This is a genomic window from Coleofasciculus sp. D1-CHI-01 (assembly GCF_040218875.1).
Classification (GTDB): domain Bacteria; phylum Cyanobacteriota; class Cyanobacteriia; order Cyanobacteriales; family Coleofasciculaceae; genus Coleofasciculus.
Window position 1 is genome coordinate 22,359 of sequence record NZ_JAVJQP010000125.1, and the last position, 19,411, is coordinate 41,769.

The 19,411-nt window shown below is 46.7% G+C and carries 16 protein-coding genes; 10 read left to right on the plus strand and 6 right to left on the minus strand.

All coding sequences use genetic code 11. From position 1 onward, the window contains the following. Window positions 1–67 precede the first annotated feature (67 nt). Together RIB93_RS22335 and RIB93_RS22340 are read left to right on the plus strand one after the other, a co-directional pair. A complete protein-coding gene (locus RIB93_RS22335; protein WP_446375749.1) occupies window positions 68–403 on the plus strand; it encodes a hypothetical protein in 336 nt (111 codons plus the stop codon). A 91-nt stretch (window positions 404–494) separates the two neighbouring features. Next, window positions 495–1,040, plus strand: coding sequence for an EF-hand domain-containing protein (locus RIB93_RS22340; RefSeq protein ID WP_446375751.1), 546 nt, complete (start codon window positions 495–497; stop codon window positions 1,038–1,040). 166 nt (window positions 1,041–1,206) lie between these two features. Here RIB93_RS22340 and RIB93_RS22345 read toward each other — a convergent pair whose 3' ends face one another. Further along, window positions 1,207–1,593, minus strand: coding sequence for a hypothetical protein (locus RIB93_RS22345; RefSeq protein WP_446375753.1), 387 nt, complete (start codon window positions 1,591–1,593; stop codon window positions 1,207–1,209). A 401-nt stretch (window positions 1,594–1,994) separates the two neighbouring features. Here RIB93_RS22345 and RIB93_RS22350 point away from each other — a divergent pair, with 401 nt between their 5' ends. The 3 genes from RIB93_RS22350 (at window position 1,995) to RIB93_RS22360 (ending at window position 5,652) form a co-directional block, all read left to right on the plus strand. Continuing rightward, window positions 1,995–3,146 (plus strand): nucleotide-binding protein, encoded by a 1,152-nt coding sequence (locus RIB93_RS22350; RefSeq protein ID WP_446375755.1) that lies wholly within the window; start codon window positions 1,995–1,997, stop codon window positions 3,144–3,146. A 268-nt stretch (window positions 3,147–3,414) separates the two neighbouring features. Next, window positions 3,415–4,929, plus strand: coding sequence for a glycerol kinase GlpK (gene glpK, locus RIB93_RS22355; RefSeq protein ID WP_446375757.1), 1,515 nt, complete (start codon window positions 3,415–3,417; stop codon window positions 4,927–4,929). A 423-nt stretch (window positions 4,930–5,352) separates the two neighbouring features. Next, a complete protein-coding gene (locus RIB93_RS22360) occupies window positions 5,353–5,652 on the plus strand; it encodes a ferredoxin (protein ID WP_446345749.1) in 300 nt (99 codons plus the stop codon). Between the two features lie 384 nt (window positions 5,653–6,036). Here RIB93_RS22360 and RIB93_RS22365 read toward each other — a convergent pair whose 3' ends face one another. From RIB93_RS22365 to grxC, 4 genes are all read right to left on the minus strand, one after another. After that, a complete protein-coding gene (locus tag RIB93_RS22365) occupies window positions 6,037–6,294 on the minus strand; it encodes a hypothetical protein (RefSeq protein WP_446375759.1) in 258 nt (85 codons plus the stop codon). Window positions 6,295–6,980: 686 nt separating this feature from the next. Further along, the gene (locus tag RIB93_RS22370; RefSeq protein ID WP_446375761.1) at window positions 6,981–8,108 is read right to left on the minus strand and encodes a Gfo/Idh/MocA family protein; all 1,128 of its coding nucleotides are present in this window, start codon (window positions 8,106–8,108) and stop codon (window positions 6,981–6,983) included. A gap of 91 nt (window positions 8,109–8,199) precedes the next feature. Next, window positions 8,200–9,168: a glutathione synthase gene (gshB, locus tag RIB93_RS22375; protein WP_446375763.1), complete on the minus strand. Its 969-nt coding sequence runs from the start codon at window positions 9,166–9,168 to the stop codon at window positions 8,200–8,202. Between the two features lie 227 nt (window positions 9,169–9,395). Next, on the minus strand, window positions 9,396–9,674 hold the full coding sequence (gene grxC, locus RIB93_RS22380; RefSeq protein ID WP_446375765.1) for a glutaredoxin 3: 279 nt from the start codon (window positions 9,672–9,674) through the stop codon (window positions 9,396–9,398). Between the two features lie 694 nt (window positions 9,675–10,368). Here grxC and RIB93_RS22385 point away from each other — a divergent pair. The 5 genes from RIB93_RS22385 (at window position 10,369) to RIB93_RS22405 (ending at window position 17,883) form a co-directional block, all read left to right on the plus strand. Further along, window positions 10,369–11,274 (plus strand): MBL fold metallo-hydrolase, encoded by a 906-nt coding sequence (locus RIB93_RS22385; protein ID WP_446375767.1) that lies wholly within the window; start codon window positions 10,369–10,371, stop codon window positions 11,272–11,274. Between the two features lie 116 nt (window positions 11,275–11,390). Further along, window positions 11,391–12,368, plus strand: a complete 978-nt coding sequence (locus RIB93_RS22390; protein WP_446375769.1) for a bifunctional riboflavin kinase/FAD synthetase — start codon at window positions 11,391–11,393, stop codon at window positions 12,366–12,368. Between the two features lie 52 nt (window positions 12,369–12,420). After that, a complete protein-coding gene (locus RIB93_RS22395) occupies window positions 12,421–15,957 on the plus strand; it encodes an AAA-like domain-containing protein (RefSeq protein WP_446375771.1) in 3,537 nt (1,178 codons plus the stop codon). 112 nt (window positions 15,958–16,069) lie between these two features. Further along, window positions 16,070–16,978: an AAA family ATPase gene (locus tag RIB93_RS22400; protein ID WP_446375773.1), complete on the plus strand. Its 909-nt coding sequence runs from the start codon at window positions 16,070–16,072 to the stop codon at window positions 16,976–16,978. Window positions 16,979–17,337: 359 nt separating this feature from the next. Next, a complete protein-coding gene (locus RIB93_RS22405; RefSeq protein ID WP_446375775.1) occupies window positions 17,338–17,883 on the plus strand; it encodes a cytochrome C in 546 nt (181 codons plus the stop codon). A 287-nt stretch (window positions 17,884–18,170) separates the two neighbouring features. Here the strand turns inward: RIB93_RS22405 and aroF are convergent, their stop codons facing one another. Then, entirely contained in the window at window positions 18,171–19,013 is an 843-nt protein-coding gene (aroF, locus tag RIB93_RS22410; RefSeq protein WP_446375793.1) for a 3-deoxy-7-phosphoheptulonate synthase, read from the minus strand. Window positions 19,014–19,411 lie beyond the last annotated feature (398 nt).

Here is a 19,411-nt window from a genome sequence, read left to right on the forward strand (position 1 = left end):
ATTTGTCGTTATCCCAAAAATCGAATGACCAGTGATTTGCAACCCACCCTAAACGTACAAGCTGCTATTGACCAGTGGTGAGCTTAATGCTTCGGGTACAGCGACCTACTTAGGAAAATGGACTCAAACTGGAAACTTGACCTTCACACCGACTCATAGTAACCCTGATATCATCCTAACTAGTGGAGATTCCAAGTTCATAGGAGCGAATGGTGATGAACTCCAGGCTGAAATCAAGGATAGTGAATTAGACACCACAACGGGGATCGCCACGGGGACATTTCTGTTTATCGGTGGGACGGGACGTTTCGAGCAAGCGCAAGGTAGCGCCGACTTTACGGTGACCCAGGATCTAAATTCAGGAACTTTTGACGTTGTTGCTCAAGGTAGCATCGATTATTAGCTCTTCCAACTACCCATAAGTCTCTGTGACCTAGAGAAATGATATTGTAGAGACGTTGCCTGTAATGTCTCTACTCTCAGAGAGGAAACTTATGCTGACTAAACTACAAACGCGCAAACTGACTAAATTTTTCAGTATGCACGATGCCAAGTTTGATGGGGCTTTAGCTTATCAAGATTTTGAAAATATTATAAAAAAGTTAGCCGCATTAAGACACTGGGGTTCGCGCTCCCCTAGGTATCAAATTTTACTAAATAACTGTAATCGCAACTGGGAAGAATTGAAACGAGATGCAGATATAACCCACAATAAAAAAGTTAGCTTAGAAGAATGGTTATCCTATTATTCTATTATTTTAAATGATGAAGAGAAATACCTGCACAACATCCATTTTTTTATGGAATTAGTTTTCGAGGTGTTTGACAAAGATGAAGATGGAAAAATTAGCCAAGCAGAGTGGGCAGGGATTTTAAGTGTTTACAATGTGTCGCCTGTTTATGCTCCACGAGTATTTCCTAAATTAGATACCAATCAGGATGGTTTTTTAAGCAAAGAGGAAGTCCTGCAACTCATTCGTGAGTTTTTCTACAGCGACAATCCAGACGTGCCAGCTAACGAGATGTTTGGACCTTATTGATGTAGAGGTGTGGGGGAACAGGGGAGCAAAAGTTTATTGCTGGTACGTAGTTGTTTCAGCCTTTAAATCTCTCCTAAACTTTATGACGACAGCTATAATTCAAACCTAAAAACACAGACGTAGAAGGCTACGTCTGTACTTAATTTGTCTATTTTGCCTATCTATCCTAGACAGCGCCGGGTCCTCGACCACGCTCATCTTTTTCCATCGTCAACTCGCCTTGGCGTTCTTCATCGAGTTGTTGCAGTTCTTGGCGGCGTTTAGCCGTCTCTTGTTCTTCTTTTTGGCGCAAGTCACCCGGTTCGTTGACATACATTTCCGGCTCAACGGCAAAGTTATTTACCAAGCCTTCGTTGTCTACGGTATATCCCTCAGTGGTGTTGATACTATCAGGATTCGTTTGCTGATCTTCCGTAACCTTCGTCTTATAGTTATCTCCTTCCCGTTCATGACGGGCGGCTGTTTCCGCCGGAACAATATTTCTGTCGTAGGTTTCGGATTGAATTTGCTCTTTTGTCTTGGCTTGGCTATCTGAAGGATTTGTCGGATTCATATATAAGTCCTCGAAAAGCATCAATATGTATGTATTTCACTTTCCAAGTTACAGAAGAATTAATTGACGCACATCCCTCTGGCGAGTTAAATTAAGTTCACTTTACAGGTGTTTAGCACAAATGCATCCCTCTATGGGCTTAAACTTTAAAGAGAGATGGGGTTGTAGAAACGTGCCATGGCACGTCTGGGAGATGAGAGTGGGTTGAGTAACATCAGGCTCAATGATCAATCAGCAGAAACGTGGGGCAATTGGTGATAAAAGTTACAATAGTCCAGAGAGTCGGTCAAAAATAAGGGTTGACGTATCGGACAAGATGTGTGTAAGTAAAAACAACACTTTATTTGCTCTGCCATCCCCGTTTTGACTTATTACTTATTACTTATTACTTAATCGTAGTTATGTCATCATCTCGAAAGCCGCCTTATATGAGAGACTTTGCTCAGTTTGAGCAACATGTGGCAACGATTTTTCAGAACGAGGGGTGGACTGTTACCACTCCCGACCCCAAGCCGCCAGAGTATGATTTAGTGGTTAGCAAAGAGGGTCAAACGGGTGCGGTTCATCTGAAATGGTTGATCAGTAATGTCCAAAAACCCCAAATACTCCGATTCTTAGGCTTTTTAGAATCGAAAGCGGGTCAAGACTTTAACTGTGGTTTTTTTATCACGACTAAAGGCTATGGTGCGCCCGCCAATGCTTTAATTCGCTCTTGGGGGTCAGACGCTAAAATCCAATGTGGAATTGCAGCAGACACCCAAATTCTCTGGGTGAATGAGGATGAATTACCGCCGCCAGAACCCCCGAAACCGGGTAAAATTTATGTTGGCGTTTTTACCTGTAAAGGTGGCGTCGGCAAAACCACCGTATCTGCTCATTTAGCGGGTGCATTTGCCCTAGAGGGATTTAATGTGGCGCTCGTCGATTTAGACCCAGAACAAAACCTGCAAAAGCTACTAGGCGATGGGGTGGATGTTCCCCGACCTAGAGGTGTTGGCGCGAGTACCTATATCGCGGTCTATGATTGGCGTGAGTGGCACGAAGATGCTGCACGGGATTGTAAAGTGGTCGTTTGTGATTGTTCCCCTGCCTTAGAACGTAATCCCAAAGAGCTGGTGAGTCAATTTGACTATTGCATTATTCCCACCACCTTAAATCCCTTGGGACTGAACAAACATGGTCAAGTGATTAAGGATACGGTAAGAGGAATCCGAGAACTTAATCAACAAGCTCACCTATTTGTGCTAGTCAATAATTTTAAGTATCCCGGCTCTAAACGGCGATTGCGGTTGCTCAGAGATACGTTTCTGAATACGTATAATGAGGTCAAAGCCATCGATCATAAGTTTCACTGCATTGATCCCAAATACGCTTGTATTCGCTCTAGTGATCAATTGTATTATTGGGGAATTCATTTACTCGAAAATCCCGACGAAGCTCGCAGTGAGTTAGCGTTTAAACTGGTGGGCGGAATTTGTTATCCCCGCGATGATTTTATTAACCTTGCCGATTATATTGAACGGGAAGCAGGGTTAGGGATTCTCCGGAATTAAGAGCAGGGGGCAATGTAGAGACGTAGCATGCTACGTCTGGGAGCAGGGGTAGCAGGGGTAGCTGGGGAAGATGAGGGAGATGGGGAAGATGAGGGAGATGGGGAAGAGAATTTACAAAGGACATAAGACGAATGACATAAGACGAATGACATAAGACATTTGCTGTCAACGCAAAGAAAGACTACAGAGAGTAGCCGAGCGATCGCATAACCTGGTAAATCTGTACTCAACCCTATTTGGGGTTTAGCTGTAAATTTATAAGATTGCGATGACGACTAACGCGAAATACGTCCTAGCCCTTGACCTCGGTACCACGGGGAACCGAGCCATTCTATTTGACAAACAGGGTGCGATCGCGGGACAAGTTTATCAGGAATTCACCCAACACTACCCCCAACCCGGTTGGTTGGAACATGATCCCCAGGAAATTTGGCGGGATACTCGTGACTGTATGCAGCAAGTCTTAAAGGATAAGGGGGTTTCGGCTTCGGAAATTGCGGCGATTGGTTTAACCGTACAGCGTGAAACCTGTTTACTCTGGGATAAGACCACTGGTGAACCGTTGCATAATGCGATCGTTTGGCAGGATCGACGCACAGCTGACCGATGTCGGGAGTTAAGCCAACAGGGACATGATGCAGATATTCAAGAACGTACAGGATTAGTCCTGGATGCTTATTTCTCAGCCACGAAGTTAGAATGGCTGCTGAATTGGGTGCGCCAGGAAAAACCGGATACGAATTTCGATAATGTTTTAGCAGGCACCATTGATACCTGGATTCTCTGGAATCTCACCGGGGGCAAAGTCCACGTTACCGATCACAGTAATGCCAGCCGCACCATGCTGATGAATCTCGCCAATCAAGATTGGGATCACAGCCTTCTGGATTTATTTGGCATTCCGGCTCAGATTTTGCCCCAAATTCAACCCAGTATGGGACTGTTTGGCAAAACGGAATCCAGTTTGCTAGGGGAAGAAATTCCGATTATGGCGATTTTCGGTGACCAACAAGCGGCACTGTTTGCCCACGGTTGCGATCGCCCGGGTATGCTCAAATGTACTTACGGTACAGGCTGCTTCTTAATTTCCTATACGGGCAAAGAACTGACGCGATCGGGCAATCGACTCCTTTCCACCGTCGCCTGGACAAATGCAGCAAATGGCAGTGGCACTGATGTGGCTTTTGCCCTAGAAGGGGCGATGTTCACCACCGGGGCTTGTATTCAGTGGCTGCGAGATGGTTTACAACTGATTGAGTCGGCTGCCGAAACTGAACCCCTAGCCCGTCAAGTCGAGGATACCAATGGGATCTATTTTGTTCCCGCTCTCAGTGGTTTGGGTGCCCCCCACTGGGATATGAGTGCCAGAGGTGCATTCCTCGGTATTACAGGCGGTGTCAAGCGGGAACACATGGTACGGGCGGTATTGGAATCGATCGCCTATCAAGTCCGAGAAGTCGTTGATGCCATGAACAAAGATGGCGACACCCCCATCGAACTCCTGAAAGTAGACGGTGGTGCGTCTCAGAATGACTTCTTAATGCAGTTTCAAGCCGATGTCCTTAACATTCCCGTCGAACGCCCCGCCGTTCTTGATGCGACAGCGCAAGGTGCGGCATTTGGTGCAGGGTTAGCCGTTGGGTTCTGGGATGATTACCATAAGCTCGTTACCCAAACCGCCATCGAACGGACATTTGAACCGGGAGATGGCACAAAAGCTGCCCAGGATAATTTTATCGATTGGCAGAAAGCCGTTGAACGCGCCAAGAATTGGGTGGAGTGACATCTTCCCACAGTGGCTGATTCAGCTTACTTAGGCTTCCCCGCCCTCACAGTCGGCGGGGTGGTTCATGTCTAAGTACAAATCATCGAACTTAATCATAAATATAACTAATGCTGATTAATCAGGGGTTTAATCCGTCAATAGCTCTAATCACAAACCGGGCAAACCCTTATTAACAATGTCATTGACTGGGATATTCATGCCGCACATATCTGGACACTAACGGCTTGATGTACATATAAGAATAACTGATTTAATATTCAATTAACACTTTCATTCCTAATCCTGTTTAAACTTTTTAACTTTTTTTCGTAGTATCAGAAGTGAAGCAGAAAAAGTTGCCCCCATCAGCTTAGGCTCGTTGGGTCAGTATACTACAGCACAATTGATTCTGCTGCTTCAGATTAATAGAGAGGAACACAAATGGCAAGTTACAAAGTCACCTTAAAGAGCGAAGCTGAAGGCTTGGATACAACTATTGAAGTACCTGATGACGAGTACATTCTCGATGTGGCGGAAGAGCAGGGTATTGATTTGCCCTATTCTTGCCGTGCTGGTGCTTGTTCGACCTGCGCTGGTAAACTCGTCAGTGGTGAAATTGATCAGTCTGACCAGTCTTTCTTAGATGATGATCAGATTGAAGCTGGATATATTTTGACCTGTGTAGCTTATCCTAAATCTGACTGCACCATCACCACTCACCAAGAAGAAGAACTGTACTAATTCTGTCAATATTGTTCAGGCGTTAACTCAATCGCCTAATCCATCAATAAGCCTACTAACTATGTTAGTAGGGAAAGCAGGAACACAAAAAAACGGTGTTCCTGCTTAAAGTATATATAGCGTTTTCATTTGCGATGTGGAACTCACGATAGTAGACAAAGGGAATAGGGAACAGGAAACAGGTGTTTTTTTATGTGATGAGAAACTAGCATTGGATTCCATAAATGATTTGGAATTGTTCTAGAATAAGACACCACTTTCCCCTACATGACGTGAGGATAAAAACCGTATTATTTTTGCTGCCAGCCAGACTCAGGTTAAGCTGTAGAGAGACTAAAACATCTCCAAACAGCAACCCATGAACCATTAACAATGAACAATTATTTACCCTCCTAGTTGTAACTGTGTTTCTGTTCTAGGATGAGGTATTGCTTGAGGAATGGGTAACTCCAGGCTTCTCGGTGATTTCTTCTTGAGTTGCTGAAGTTTTTTTCGACTCGCTTTATCTTTGTTAATAAAACGATTATTGAGAGTTTGAATCTCCTGGAATTCACTTTCGGCTGACTTAAATAACCACTTATCATCCGAGTCAAACTCAAACATCGAGGTTAAGTGACATTGAGTAGGATGACTATATCGCATACATCCGCTATCAGAAGAGTTGGCATCGCAAAAAGGGCATTGAATTTGGGAACACGTATTCATAGTAGGCTGTGACATAGGTGAATTTTTCTTCAACCTCAACAGGCACGGAAATCAAGGCATTTCATCCTTACCTTAACATTTCTAGACTCATTAAGTGAGGCTTAGGTTCCGAAGTCCTCAAGTCTCCTGCCATAAACTCCCTCTAGGGAGGATAGCCATAAATCCCTTATTCTATAAAAACTTCATGAACATCCCCCTAGTAGGGATGTGGCTATAAGAGCTTGTAATCCCTTCTCTTTATGAAAGATTCACAGGATTTTACCGTTATTTTTACTCATACTTTAAATAAATTATTACAACTAATTATTCTTTTGATCAATTAAATTAAAAATTAAAACGCCTCAATTATTCTCTCAAGCTATTAAATTAATTGGGTAAATTTGATGCCCAAGTAAAAGCATTAATCATTTTATTTTGTGACTATAAAACCTAAGAAATGTAACAATCGCTACCGAACACTCGTCCATTATAACTCTTACTTTTAACAAGAGCTGGCTGAATGAAGATGAGGAAGATGGGAAAAGTCGGAAAGAAGTCAATTTATCCTCCTCATTTAGGGGTTAAAGTTATGAGAACACTGTTCCCTATTCTTTCCCCTCACCCCAATACTGATTCAGCAACCCCTAAGCTAAAAAACTGGATAAACTAGGTACATCTACCCAACTGTTCTCTTGATGCGATTGATGGGTTAAATCCATTAATAATTGGGAATAGACTCCTTCCGCTAGCGAAGGACTTTGATGTTTATCCGCATCAATACTTTGTACCCACTGATCCACAACCCGAATAAAGGGTGCTAAACGTCCATCCGGGTAAACTTGGGGAAATGCTAGTCGTTTGGGAATATCTACTTCTGACAGCGATTCTCCAGCCGGGGCTGCCCAAAGCTGAAATCCATGGACATAATCGTTTTGGTTGGAACTGCCCAAAACCAACGTTCCGCGATCGCCATAGACTTCGACAAAATGCCCCCGCCCATTATAAGTAACGGAACTGATGCAAAGTTGGCAAGGTGTACCATCAGCTAATTCCAGCATCAGCAGACAGGTATCATCGGCGTCCACGGTTTGGAGTTTTCCCCCTTGACTGGGATCAGGGCGTTCTGGAATTGCCGTACTCATTTGGGCGCACAACCGACGCACCGAACCAAACAACCAATTAATGTAATCAAAAGCGTGAGACCCCACAGCGCCTAATGCACCTCCACCCTTTTCCTTTTGGGCGTACCAGTTCCAAGCCCGTTGCGCGTTGGCACGACTGGAGACTAACCAGTCAATTTTAATCAGACGCTTCTGACCAACATAGCCGGATTCTAAATGTTCTGCCAAGAGTTGCCATGGGGGAACAAAGCGAAATTCAAAATCTGGCATCGCCACTACCCCTTGCTTCTTGGCGAGGTGATAGAGATCTCGCGTTTCGGTAGCTGAGAGGGTCATTGGTTTTTCCAATAACAGATGTTTTCCGGCTTGCAAAACCTGCTGCGCCATGTCGTAGTGAAGAAAGGGTGGGGTAGAAATACTCACCGCTTGCACATCTGGCATCGCTAGTATATCCTCCAGGCGATCGCTCGCTTGGGGAATATTATGAGATTCAGCTACCGCCTTGGCTTTATCCAGGTGAGGGTTATAAACCGCTACCACCTTTGTGCGGGGGTGAATCTGAAAACCTGGGATATGAATTTTCTGTCCAAATCCGGTACCGATTACAGCAACTCCAATTTGATTTGTCATTTGTTGTTCGTCATTCGTCATTCGTCATTCGTCATTCGTCTTATGTCATTCGTCTTATGTCCTCAGACAAGCAAGAAAGAGGGAATGCAAATGATCGGTGATCACTCATATATTACGAGTTACTTGAGTTTTCAACCCAGGCAATCACGTCTTTGCCTAAGCACGTACCATTAAGCTGATCAATCTCGCGGATACCCGTGGGACTGGTAACATTTACCTCGGTGAGATAGCCACCAATGACATCGATTCCCACAAAATACAAGCCATCTTGTTGTAACTGTGGCTTGAGTAAAGCACAAATTTTTTGCTCTTGCGGTGTAATTTCTGTCGCCGCCACTCGACCCCCAACTGCCATGTTGCCGCGAAATTCGCTGCCTGTAGGAATGCGATTGACTGCCCCAATCGGGTCACCATTGAGGAGGATGATCCGCTTATCTCCCTCTTTAGCCGCCGGAAGATAAGTTTGCACCATGACGGGTTCATATCCCCATTTAGTGCTAATTTCGACTAGGGAATTAAAGTTGCGATCGCCTGCTTCCAGAAACAGAATCCCTTCCCCAGCTTTACCGCCCAAGGGTTTCAGTACGGCTGCTCCTTGTTTCTCGACGAATTTCTGGATGGTCAACTTATCCTGGCTAACAATGGTTTCCGGAATCACTGCTTTAAACTGAAGGGCATACATTTTTTCGTTTGCCCGTCGCAAACCTGTCGGTGTATTGATAACCTGAGTCTTTTTGGGGTTGATGTAATCAAGAATGTACGTCGCATACAGGTAGGGAATAGTCACGGGTGGGTCAGTCCGCATAAAAACGGCATCCATATCCTCTAACGGCAGGGAGACAGTATCCGAGATTGCGTACCAGCGTTCACTGACCACCCAACGCCCCTCAACGAGTTCGGCTGGGGTTAGCTGCACTTTCTCTAGATTTGCCCACGCTTGATTATTGACAACTGTTAGCTTTTGAGCTTGAGTAATCCAAACGTCATGACCTAAGGCTTGAGCAGCTTCCATGAGTGCCACACTCGTATCATGACTGGGATTAAGCTTTGAGAGCGGGTCAATGATAAACGCAAATTTCACGCTGGAATCCTACCTCGGTGATTAATAATCAAGTTGCGGCTAATAGTACCATTTTGAGGTTTGTAGGGGCGGGTTTAGGAACTTTCGTTTCACTATTGACGATAACGTTAGTTCAAAACCCTCCCCCAGCTCCCCCAGCTCCCCCAGCTCCCCCAGCTCCCCCAGCTCCCCCAGCTCCCCCAGCTTCCCCAGCTCCCCCAGCTTCCCCAGCTCCCAGAACTCCCCTATCAATGACTTGCCCCTGCTCCGTCTTGCAGTAAGGTATCTAGTTCACCTTGTAGTTCTAACCCATACAGGTCGTCGCAACCCCCAATATGGTGGTCATTGATAAAAATTTGTGGCAGAGAACGGCGTCCATTTGCCCGTTGTGCCATTTGCTCTCGCGTCTGTTCATCACCATCGATACAATATTCGGTAAAGTTAATGCCCTTTTCATTGAGCAACCCTTTAGCCCGCATACAATAGGGACAACGGCTCCAGGTATAAATTTCGACCTTGGGTTCCATTCTCTTTTCTCAACGTCAGCAACATTTCTTAAATTTTAGCTTTCTTTGCCGGAACGTCTGCACAAAGTCATTAAGTCATTCAAGCTCAACTTGAGCTAAAACGTGATCAAAATCACATATTGGTGTTGCCTCAAATGCCTAACCAGTTTAGCTAAACTTGTTAGGCTATGGAAAATAGTAGGTATAAACTAGAGGTAAAGCATCTCAGACCTGATGCTAATCCGTGAGGAGCTAGCATCAGATATAGTAGCTAGACCCCTTAACCTAAAAAGGAACTGGATCGCTCCCGTGCAACTACCTCCCTCAGACCACTACTGCTGAATAGCCTCGAATGATGAGCGGTGTGAGCAACTCAAAAGCGTCAGGAACGGATTTATCGCGATCGCGGAAGTTATTCCCTGGTGATAAATGCCGCAGGCGTTAAATGTTACTTGACGTCCCTAAGCTCATCCATCCACAATCAAAACAACTGGTTCAAATCAGCTTAAACAAAAAAACTCCTAAATTACCATGACTATTCTACTTAAATCCCTCCGGGAGTTTTATTGGGTTGCCTACCGCTAGCAAGGATATGTTGATGATTACTCCGGGTCGGTGGAGATGTTAAGACTGTGGAAATTGGATGAAAAAGACTCCTCATCAACCTGAAAAAACGAACAAATGGACTGTCTGAAAAAGCCTGCAAGGAAAAATTATGTCTAGTCAGCACAACGGATTCACAATTCACTTTTGGGGCGTTAGAGGAAGTATTGCCTGTCCGGGTCCAGAAACGGTTCGCTATGGCGGAAATACTCCTTGTGTGGAAATGCGAGTGGGTAGAGAACGATTAATTTTTGATGGGGGTACGGGCTTGCGGGTGTTGGGACAGTCCATGCTGTCACAAATGCCAGTGGAGGCTCACATGTTTTTCACCCACTCCCACTGGGATCATATTCAAGGGTTTCCGTTTTTTGTTCCCGCGTTTATCAAAAGTAATCGTTTCCGTATCTATGGAGCGATCGCACCCAATGGTTCTACAATTAAGCAACGCCTCACCGACCAAATGCTCCATCCCAATTTTCCCGTCCCGTTGCAAGTCATGCAAGCTGATTTGCAGTTCTATGACCTAGAGGTTGGTGAAAGCGTTGAGCTGGGCGAGATTACCGTCGAAAATACCCTGCTCAATCATCCCGGTGAAGCGGTGGGATATCGGGTGAATTGGCGGGGACATTCAGCCGCCTACATTACCGATACCGAACATAGACCTAGTGGTTTAGATGAAAATATCTTAAAACTGATTCAGGATGTGGATGTGCTGATCTACGACGCCACCTACACGGATACCGAATATTATTCTCCAGCAACGAGCAAAGTGGGGTGGGGTCATTCGACTTGGCAAGAAGGGATTAAGTTAGCCAAAGCCGCTAACGTGAAAACTTTGGTTATCTTTCATCACGATCCGTTACACAATGATGATTTCTTGGATCGAATTGGCGAAGAAGCCATTCAACACTTTCGCAATACCGTTATGGCTCGTGAAGGCTTGTCCATTTCTTTGGTGGAGTCGGCTGTCTCTGATCCAGTACCCCTGCAACAAGAGGCAAAAGCTTCTATTCGATAATATCCCTCCTACCCGATCCCTGACGTCTTGAAGAAGTTGGGGATCTAATTTAACTTAAAGCCAACGAGTTGGTCAAGATCTAGCCACGACTCCGAGAATGTGTAAAAATGTAAAGCGTGTGGGTTACTTCTTCTCTTGCCACTGCTTTAACACCAACTGCTGTTGCCCTAGGAAACTTTGACGGCATTCACCGAGGGCATCAACAGGTCATTCATCCTATTTTGCAGCACTCTAGCCTTTTACCCGGTCAGTCTGAGCCGATAAATCCTCAAGAGAGGGTTAATCGGGAAGGAAAGCATATTTATCCGACTTTGGCAACCTTTTATCCCCATCCCCGTGAATTTTTTTCCGGTCAACCGTGGAAGCTATTGACGCCAAAACCCGAAAAAGTAGACCAGTTAAAGCGCTTGGGCATTGAACAACTGGTGCTGCTGCCCTTTGACCGAGAACTGGCGGCATTAAGTCCAGAACAATTCGTGGACAAGATTTTAATTGAACAATTGCGAGCCACCCATGTCAGTATTGGAGAGGATTTTCGCTTCGGATATCGCCGGACTGGAACCGCGAAGGATTTGCAGGCGATCGCAGCCACTTATGGGGTTAAGGTTACCATTGTTACTATCCAAACCTGTCAAGGTGAACGAATCAGTAGTTCCTTAATTCGCCAATCCCTAGAGGAAGGAGATATCCTCAAAGCTAATCGCTTATTGGGTCGTCCGTACAGCATTATGGGTCAAGTGGTCAAAGGGCAGCAATTAGGCAGAACCCTAGGCTTTCCCACCGCCAATCTAGAATGGTTCCCCGACAAGTTTTTACCCCGCAACGGGGTTTACTGTGTGCGCGTCAGTCGTCCCTCATTCCCGGATCAATGGGGTGTAATGAATATAGGAGAACGTCCTACCGTCAAAGGAACCTGCTTGACAGTTGAGATTCACCTGCTAAATTGGTCTGGTGATTTATACGGACAGACGATAACCGTGAGCCTAGAGCAGTTTTTGCGACCGGAACAAAAATTTGCGTCCTTAGATGACCTAAGGACGCAAATCCAGGCTGACTGTGCGGCGACGATAACTTTTTTTGAACGAAATAGTTGAGCGCAGTCCCCATCTAGAATCTTTGATTTAGTTCTATACCGGAGACACCAGCATGGCTCAACCCATTTACCAAGTGGGAGGAAGTTTACCCACTGATGCGGCAACCTACGTGGTTCGGCAAGCGGATCAGACTCTCTATGAAGCCGTCCTAGCTGGAGAATTTTGCTACGTCTTTAACGCCCGCCAGATGGGTAAATCCAGCCTCAGGACTCGCGTTCAGCAGCAGCTAGAAAATCTGGGTCATCGCTGTGTTTATTTAGACATGACTCAACTGGGCAGCGAGCAAGTAACCCATCAGCAATGGTATCGCGGCGTTATGCTAGAGCTGCTGCGGGATTTGTACCTGTTGGGCAAAATCAACATTAAAGCTCACTGGCAGAGTTGGGCAACCTTGCCCCCGGTACAGCAGCTACAGCTATTGATTGATGAAATTTTGATTCATCTACCCGATACCCGGCTGTTTATTATGGTCGATGAGATCGACAGCGTTCTCAGTCTAGAGTTTCCGGTCAACGATTTTTTTGCCTTTATTCGTGCCTGTCATGAGCAGCGGCAAAATCAAACAAAATATGAGCGGTTGACCTGGGCTTTATTTGGGGTGGCTACGCCATCGGATTTGATACGCGATCGCAAACGCACTCCCTTCAACATTGGTCGCGCCATCAACCTACAGAATTTCCAGCTAGAAGAAGCTCGCCCTCTGATGATCGGCTTTAAGGAACAGATGCCCAACCCCGAAGCCATCCTCAATGCCATTCTGGACTGGACGAACGGTCAACCCCTCCTCACCCAAAAACTCTGCCAGTTGGTTACTCAAAAAAGCCAGGTTGCTCACGATGCTGATCTCAGCCTGCCCCCAGGAGCCGAAACCGCTTGGATTGATGATCTGGTTAAAACCCATATCATCGACCACTGGGAAGCCCAAGATAACCCCGAACACCTGCGTACTATTCAGAATCGGCTGCTGATGGATGAGCAGCGCACCCCCCGACTATTGGGGTTGTATGAGCGCATTTTAAAGCAGGGAGGAATTCCTACCGATGGCAGTCTGGAGCAGAGCGAACTCCTCCTATCCGGTCTGGTCAACCAATGCCAGGGCAAGCTTCGGGTTAAAAATCGCATTTACCAGACCATTTTCGACATGACCTGGATTCAAGAGCAGCTGGCTAAATTGCGACCCTACAGCTCCATGTTGCAGGGGTGGCTGGCTTCCGGCAAGACTGAGCCATCCTGGTTATTGCGGGGACAAGCGTTGCAGGACGCTCAGGTTTGGAGCCAGGATAAAAGTCTGGATGATGCTGACTATCAGTTCTTGCAAGCCAGTCAAACGGCTTACCAACGAGAAGTTCAGCAGAACTTGGAAGCAGAACGTTTGCAGGAAGTCAATGCGCGGCTATTGCAAGAGCGCAGAGCCGCTCGTCTTAAATCGGTTCTCCTCGGGGTTGTTTCTCTCGGTTTTCTCAGCACCCTGGGACTAAGCCTATTTGCGGGCTGGCAGTTTTACGCCGCTAAACTGAGCGAGGTTAAGGCTTTGGTATCCTCATCCCAGGGGCAATTTGCGTCTAACCAACAGATCGATGCGATGGTAGCGGCGATCAAGGCAAAGCAAATTTTGGAGCGCTATCAATTTAGAGATAAAAAAGTCCAGCGTCAGGTCGCTCAGGCACTCAATCAGGTCGTATTTGGCAGCAACGAAGTCAACCGCTTGACCGGACACGAGGGGGCTGTTATTGGCATTGATATCAGCCCAGATGGTCAATTTTTCGCCACGGCGAGCAATGATAAAACGGCGAAGCTGTGGTCTCGCGAGGGTCAACTGCTGCAATCTCTACCTCATGAGAGCACCGTCTTGAATGTGGCATTTAGTGCGAATAGTCAGCAGGTGGTCACTAGCAGTCTTGATGGTCAAGTGCAGGTTTGGAACTTGAATGGGACGCTAGAGCAGCGGATCTCCGCTCACAGTGGTCCGGCTTGGGGGGTTAGATTTAGTCCTGATGGTTTTCTGATTGCCTCTGGCGGTGGGGATAAAACCGTCAAACTCTGGCGGCGAGACGGTACCCTGGTGGCGAAGCTGACGACCCCTGATCCAGTCTGGAATGTTACCTTTAGCCCCGATGGGCAAATCGTGGCGGGGGCAGTTCTGGATGGTACGGTTCATTTATGGTCTCGTCAGGGCGAACAACTGCACGTTCTGGATGGTCATCAAGGGGTCGTGTGGGATGTGGCGTTTTGTCCTCACAGCGATGACCCAACATCACGGTCAAAAGAATATCGCCTCGTCTCCGTTAGTGCTGATCGGACGACAAAAGTATGGAATACCCAAGGGAAGTTGTTACAAATCCTGCAAACGACCGAGGCACCCATGAGGGGGGTAGATTGCAGTGATAACGGACAATACATCGCCACTTCAGGGCAGGATAATCAAATCCATCTCTGGACTCCTGATGGGACTTTCCTTCGCACCCTCAAAGGGCATCAATCCTCTGTGCGCGATGTCGCGTTTAGCCCAGATGGATCAGAACTTGCTTCCATTAGCCAGGATGGCACTGTGAAAGTATGGCGACGGAACGCCGACTTTATGCGATCGCTCAACGGTCCGACTGACAGCGTTTGGAGTATTGCAGTCAGTTCCGACAGTCAGAGGATGGTGTCTGCATCTGGATATGTCAATCAAATCATTCTCTGGAAAAACTTCCAGCCGCAATTAGAGTTGCGGGATATTCCCCAAGCGAACCTTGTTTCGGTAGCCTTTTTCCCCAATCAGCCCCTGTTGATTGGGGGCGGCAGGTCAACTATCCGCCTCTTACAATTCGAGGACAGCTCACCGCCGAGCTGGACGCAGATTTGGGAGCGATCAATCCCTACTACAGGGGTAATTTTGAGTGTGGCAGTCAGTCCCAATGGACAGTATATTGCCTCGGGTTCAGACGAAGGTCAAATTAGTATTTGGAATCGCCAGGGTGACTTGCTGAAACGACTGGATACCGGGAATGACCGGATTTGGCAAATAGACTTTCAGCCTGTGACCGATGAATCTGCGATCGCAAAGCCCCCTTTGCTGGTTTTAGCAGCGGCAAACGGTGCGATCGAACTCTGGCACATGGATGGTACTCAGGTGGCTACGCTCAAGCCAAGCGGCACCTCTGCCAATTGGGGGGCTGTATTTAGCCCCGATGGTTCTCTTGTGGCTGCTGCGAGTTATGACGATAAGCTACGGCTCTGGCAGAGTGATGGCACGCCTGTTTTTGAAGTGGAAGGGAATGGGCGTGGGTTGACGCGAGTGGATTTTAGTCCCGATGGCAAAACCATTGCTACGGGCGGTCTTGATGGAATGGTTAAATTGTGGAACCTGGATGGCACCCTGCAAAACACCTTGGTTGGTCATCAAAGCTTTATTACTAGCCTAGCCTACAGCCCTGACGGTCGATATCTATATTCAGGGGGAATGGATAGCCAGTTGATTACCTGGGATCTGGAGAAAATTGCAGATCTTGATCCCCTAGAGTATGCCTGTCAATGGATGCAGGATTATTTGCGGACGAATGTGGCGGTGGACGAAGGCGATCGCTCTGTTTGTCAGAAACCATAAGTCAGCGTGATTGTGTTCGAGGACTTGTCCAACTGGAAAGCAAAATATTGGTACGCTGTACTGACAGATAGTAAATGTGTTCAAACCCAGTAATAAGGAATGGGGAAGGGTAATGAGAGAACGGATTGAGCAACTTAAAGAAAATCTGGCTCGGACGATTGTGGGTAAAGCCGATGCTATTCGTTTAGTCTTGGTTGCTTTACTCTCAGGCGGTCATGCTTTGCTAGAGGATGTACCTGGGGTGGGGAAAACGCTGCTGGCAAAATCCTTAGCACGTTCCATTGATGGGCGATTTCAGCGCATTCAATGTACACCTGACCTCTTACCAGCGGACATCACCGGGACGAATATCTGGAATCCCAGTAGCCGTGAATTTGAATTTCTCGCTGGTCCAGTCTTTGCCAATATTCTACTGACGGATGAAATTAACCGGGCAACCCCGCGCACACAGTCAGCGTTACTCGAAGTGATGGAAGAACGGCAAGTGACTGTGGATGGGGAATCTCGTAACGTTCCCCAACCCTTTTTTGTGATTGCCACTCAAAATCCGATTGAGTATCATGGCACGTTTCCCTTGCCAGAGGCGCAAATGGATCGATTTACCCTATCTTTATCCCTGGGTTATCCGACGCCTGAGGAAGAACTGCAAATGCTGCAACTGCATCAGGGGGGGATGGTGCTTTCGGAGCTTAAACCCTGTATTTCAACGGAGGACGTTTTGGAATTACAGCGTCTTTGTCAACAGGTGCAAGTTGAACGAGAGTTACAGCAGTATATTCTTAACTTGGTACGGGCATCTCGCGAGACGGAAGATGTAGTATTAGGAGTCAGTCCACGGGGTACTTTAGCCTTACAACGGGCTGCACAAGCCTTCGCATTTTTGGACGGGCGAAATTACGCGATTCCTGATGATGTGAAGATGCTGGCACCTCATGTTCTGTCCCATCGTCTCATGGCAGCAGGGGGGCGACAGGCAAAGCCGATTGTTGAACAGTTATTGCGTTCTGTGGCAATTCCTTAAGAGGATATTGTGGAAAATTGTCATAAAAGCTACAAAATTATCTCGGTTAGGACGAAGGGTGGGTTTTACTGTTCCATTATCGGTGGGGAGGACAGGTTTTGTTGTTGATTTAGTTGATTTATCGGTGAGGAGGGCGGGTTTTGTTGAACATTTATTGGTGGGGAGGGCGGGTTTTGTTGTTCCGTTATTTCAACAATAGCTGACCTTAGTCCCTAAACCCGCCCCTACAGTCCCTAAACCCGCCCCTACGATTTGTCCCTAAAGGGAATTCCTAAAATTGACCCTGATACATTTTTGGAGGGTCAGAAATAAAAAATGACAAATGACGTAGCTTGCTTCTCGCTTAGCGAGTATGACGAATGACAAACTATAACAATATGCGATCGCACGCTGTTTTATTTGTACTTGTACTGGTTTGGAGTGTTCTCCTAGGCGGAGGTATGGCAGGGGTTTTAAGAGCCGCAGAAATACCCAAACCCCCTAATTCAGAAACACTGGTGGCGATTGGAACGATTGACCCAATTCCAGAGCGCTATCAAACTGGATTAAAACTGTACCTGGAAAACTGTGGCAGTTGTCATGTTGCTTTACCCCCAGAAGTCATGCCAACTCAAACCTGGGAAACTTTGCTATTAGAACCCGAACAGCATTATGGACAACGGTTAGAGCAGATTCCGCGCCCGTTTATCTTTATTGTCTGGAATTATTTACGAACGTTTTCTCGTCCTGTAGGGGAAGATGAGCAAGCACCCTTTCGGGTGACTGAATCACGGTATTTTAAAGCACTTCATCCTCGTATTGATTTACCTCCAACATTAACGGCGGCTGGGTGCATCAGTTGTCATCCAGGAGCAAGAGATTATAACTATCGGCGTTTAACACCAGAGTGGGATGATTCACCGTAGGGATGTGGAAAGATGATGGATTTGATGGTCATTTTTACACTGATAGAGCCTCTGATAACGAATCCGCTCAAATAAATAGTTTACCGGAGTATCAGGGGATGGGTTTTTTACCCCGATTGCACCCCCTATCTCTCTTGATGGAGGTTGTCATCTGATTCCTTGACATCATTTTGCTCAACCACCAGCGACGAGGGAATCGACCTGACCAAACGACAACATCCCGGACTTGGAAACAGTTCCGGGATGAGGCGATCGCATCAGCCGAAAACTCAATTTAAAATTAAACCTTAAGCTGACACAGCCGCTAAACTGGCTGGAATTTTTCGCCCGACGGCGGCGGCGACGGGGTGTAAGCTGTGAACCAACTGCACCATATCGTCTAACGATAACGCTTGACGGGCATCCGATACGGATTTTTCCGGTTCGGGATGACACTCGATGATTAATCCATCTGCACCCACTGCGACAGCCGCTTTCGCTAACGGGGAAATTAATTCCCGTTTGCCTGTGGCATGGGAGGGATCTACAATCACAGGCAATGAAGTCATCTGCTTAAGTGCCACAACTGCTCCCAAATCTAAGACATTCCGGGTATAGGTATCGAAACTGCGAATCCCTCGTTCACACAGTACCACCTGAGAATTCCCATGACTGAGAATATATTCGGCTGCCATAACGAATTCTTCTAGAGTCGCCGCTAATCCTCGCTTCAGCAGAATCGGTTTATCAACTTGACCCAAGGCTTTGAGTAAATCAAAGTTTTGCATATTACGACTGCCCACCTGAAGCATATCAGCATGGGCAGCCACTAACTCGATTTGGGTAATGGACATGACTTCCGTCACCACGGGAATCTGATGACGCGATCGCACTTGGGATAATATTTCTAATCCCTCTACCCCTAAACCTTGGAACGAGTAAGGAGACGTGCGAGGTTTGAAAGCACCGCCGCGTAACGCCTGAACCGGGGCGCGTTGCAGTTGAGTGGCGACGGTTTCCATCTGCGATCGACTCTCCACCGTACAAGGACCAGCAATTATCACCAATTCCTCACCCCCGAAGGCGATATGATCCGACAGATGAACTAGAGTTTGGCGATCGGATTGGGTGGCAAGTGTAGCATTCAACATCAGACTAATTCCTTTAAACAACAAGTGAACAATAAAAAACCCGGTTCCTTGTGGGTTCCGGGTTCTGACAACATTTAAACGCAGCATTACCTACCCGGAACCGCTTCCGAACCAAAAAAAGTAAAACAAGGTAAACCAGTTACTCAGGTAGGTTGTCATCAGATACTCCTTAAAAAACAAAAAGACCGCAGCTTTCGCTCTGCGGTCCACCGGGGAGGTTCCATGAGGAACTCTGCTCACCTCCGGTGAACCTCCGTAAACCAAAAATAAAAGTAGTTGTTGCAGTTGAGCATAGCTGAGGGCTTTTTATGAAACGTTAATTAGATGCCTGTTACTGGACACGATAGCAAGCTGTTGTGGCTAAGTCAATACCTGATCTGGATCAAGTTTCTGTTTTC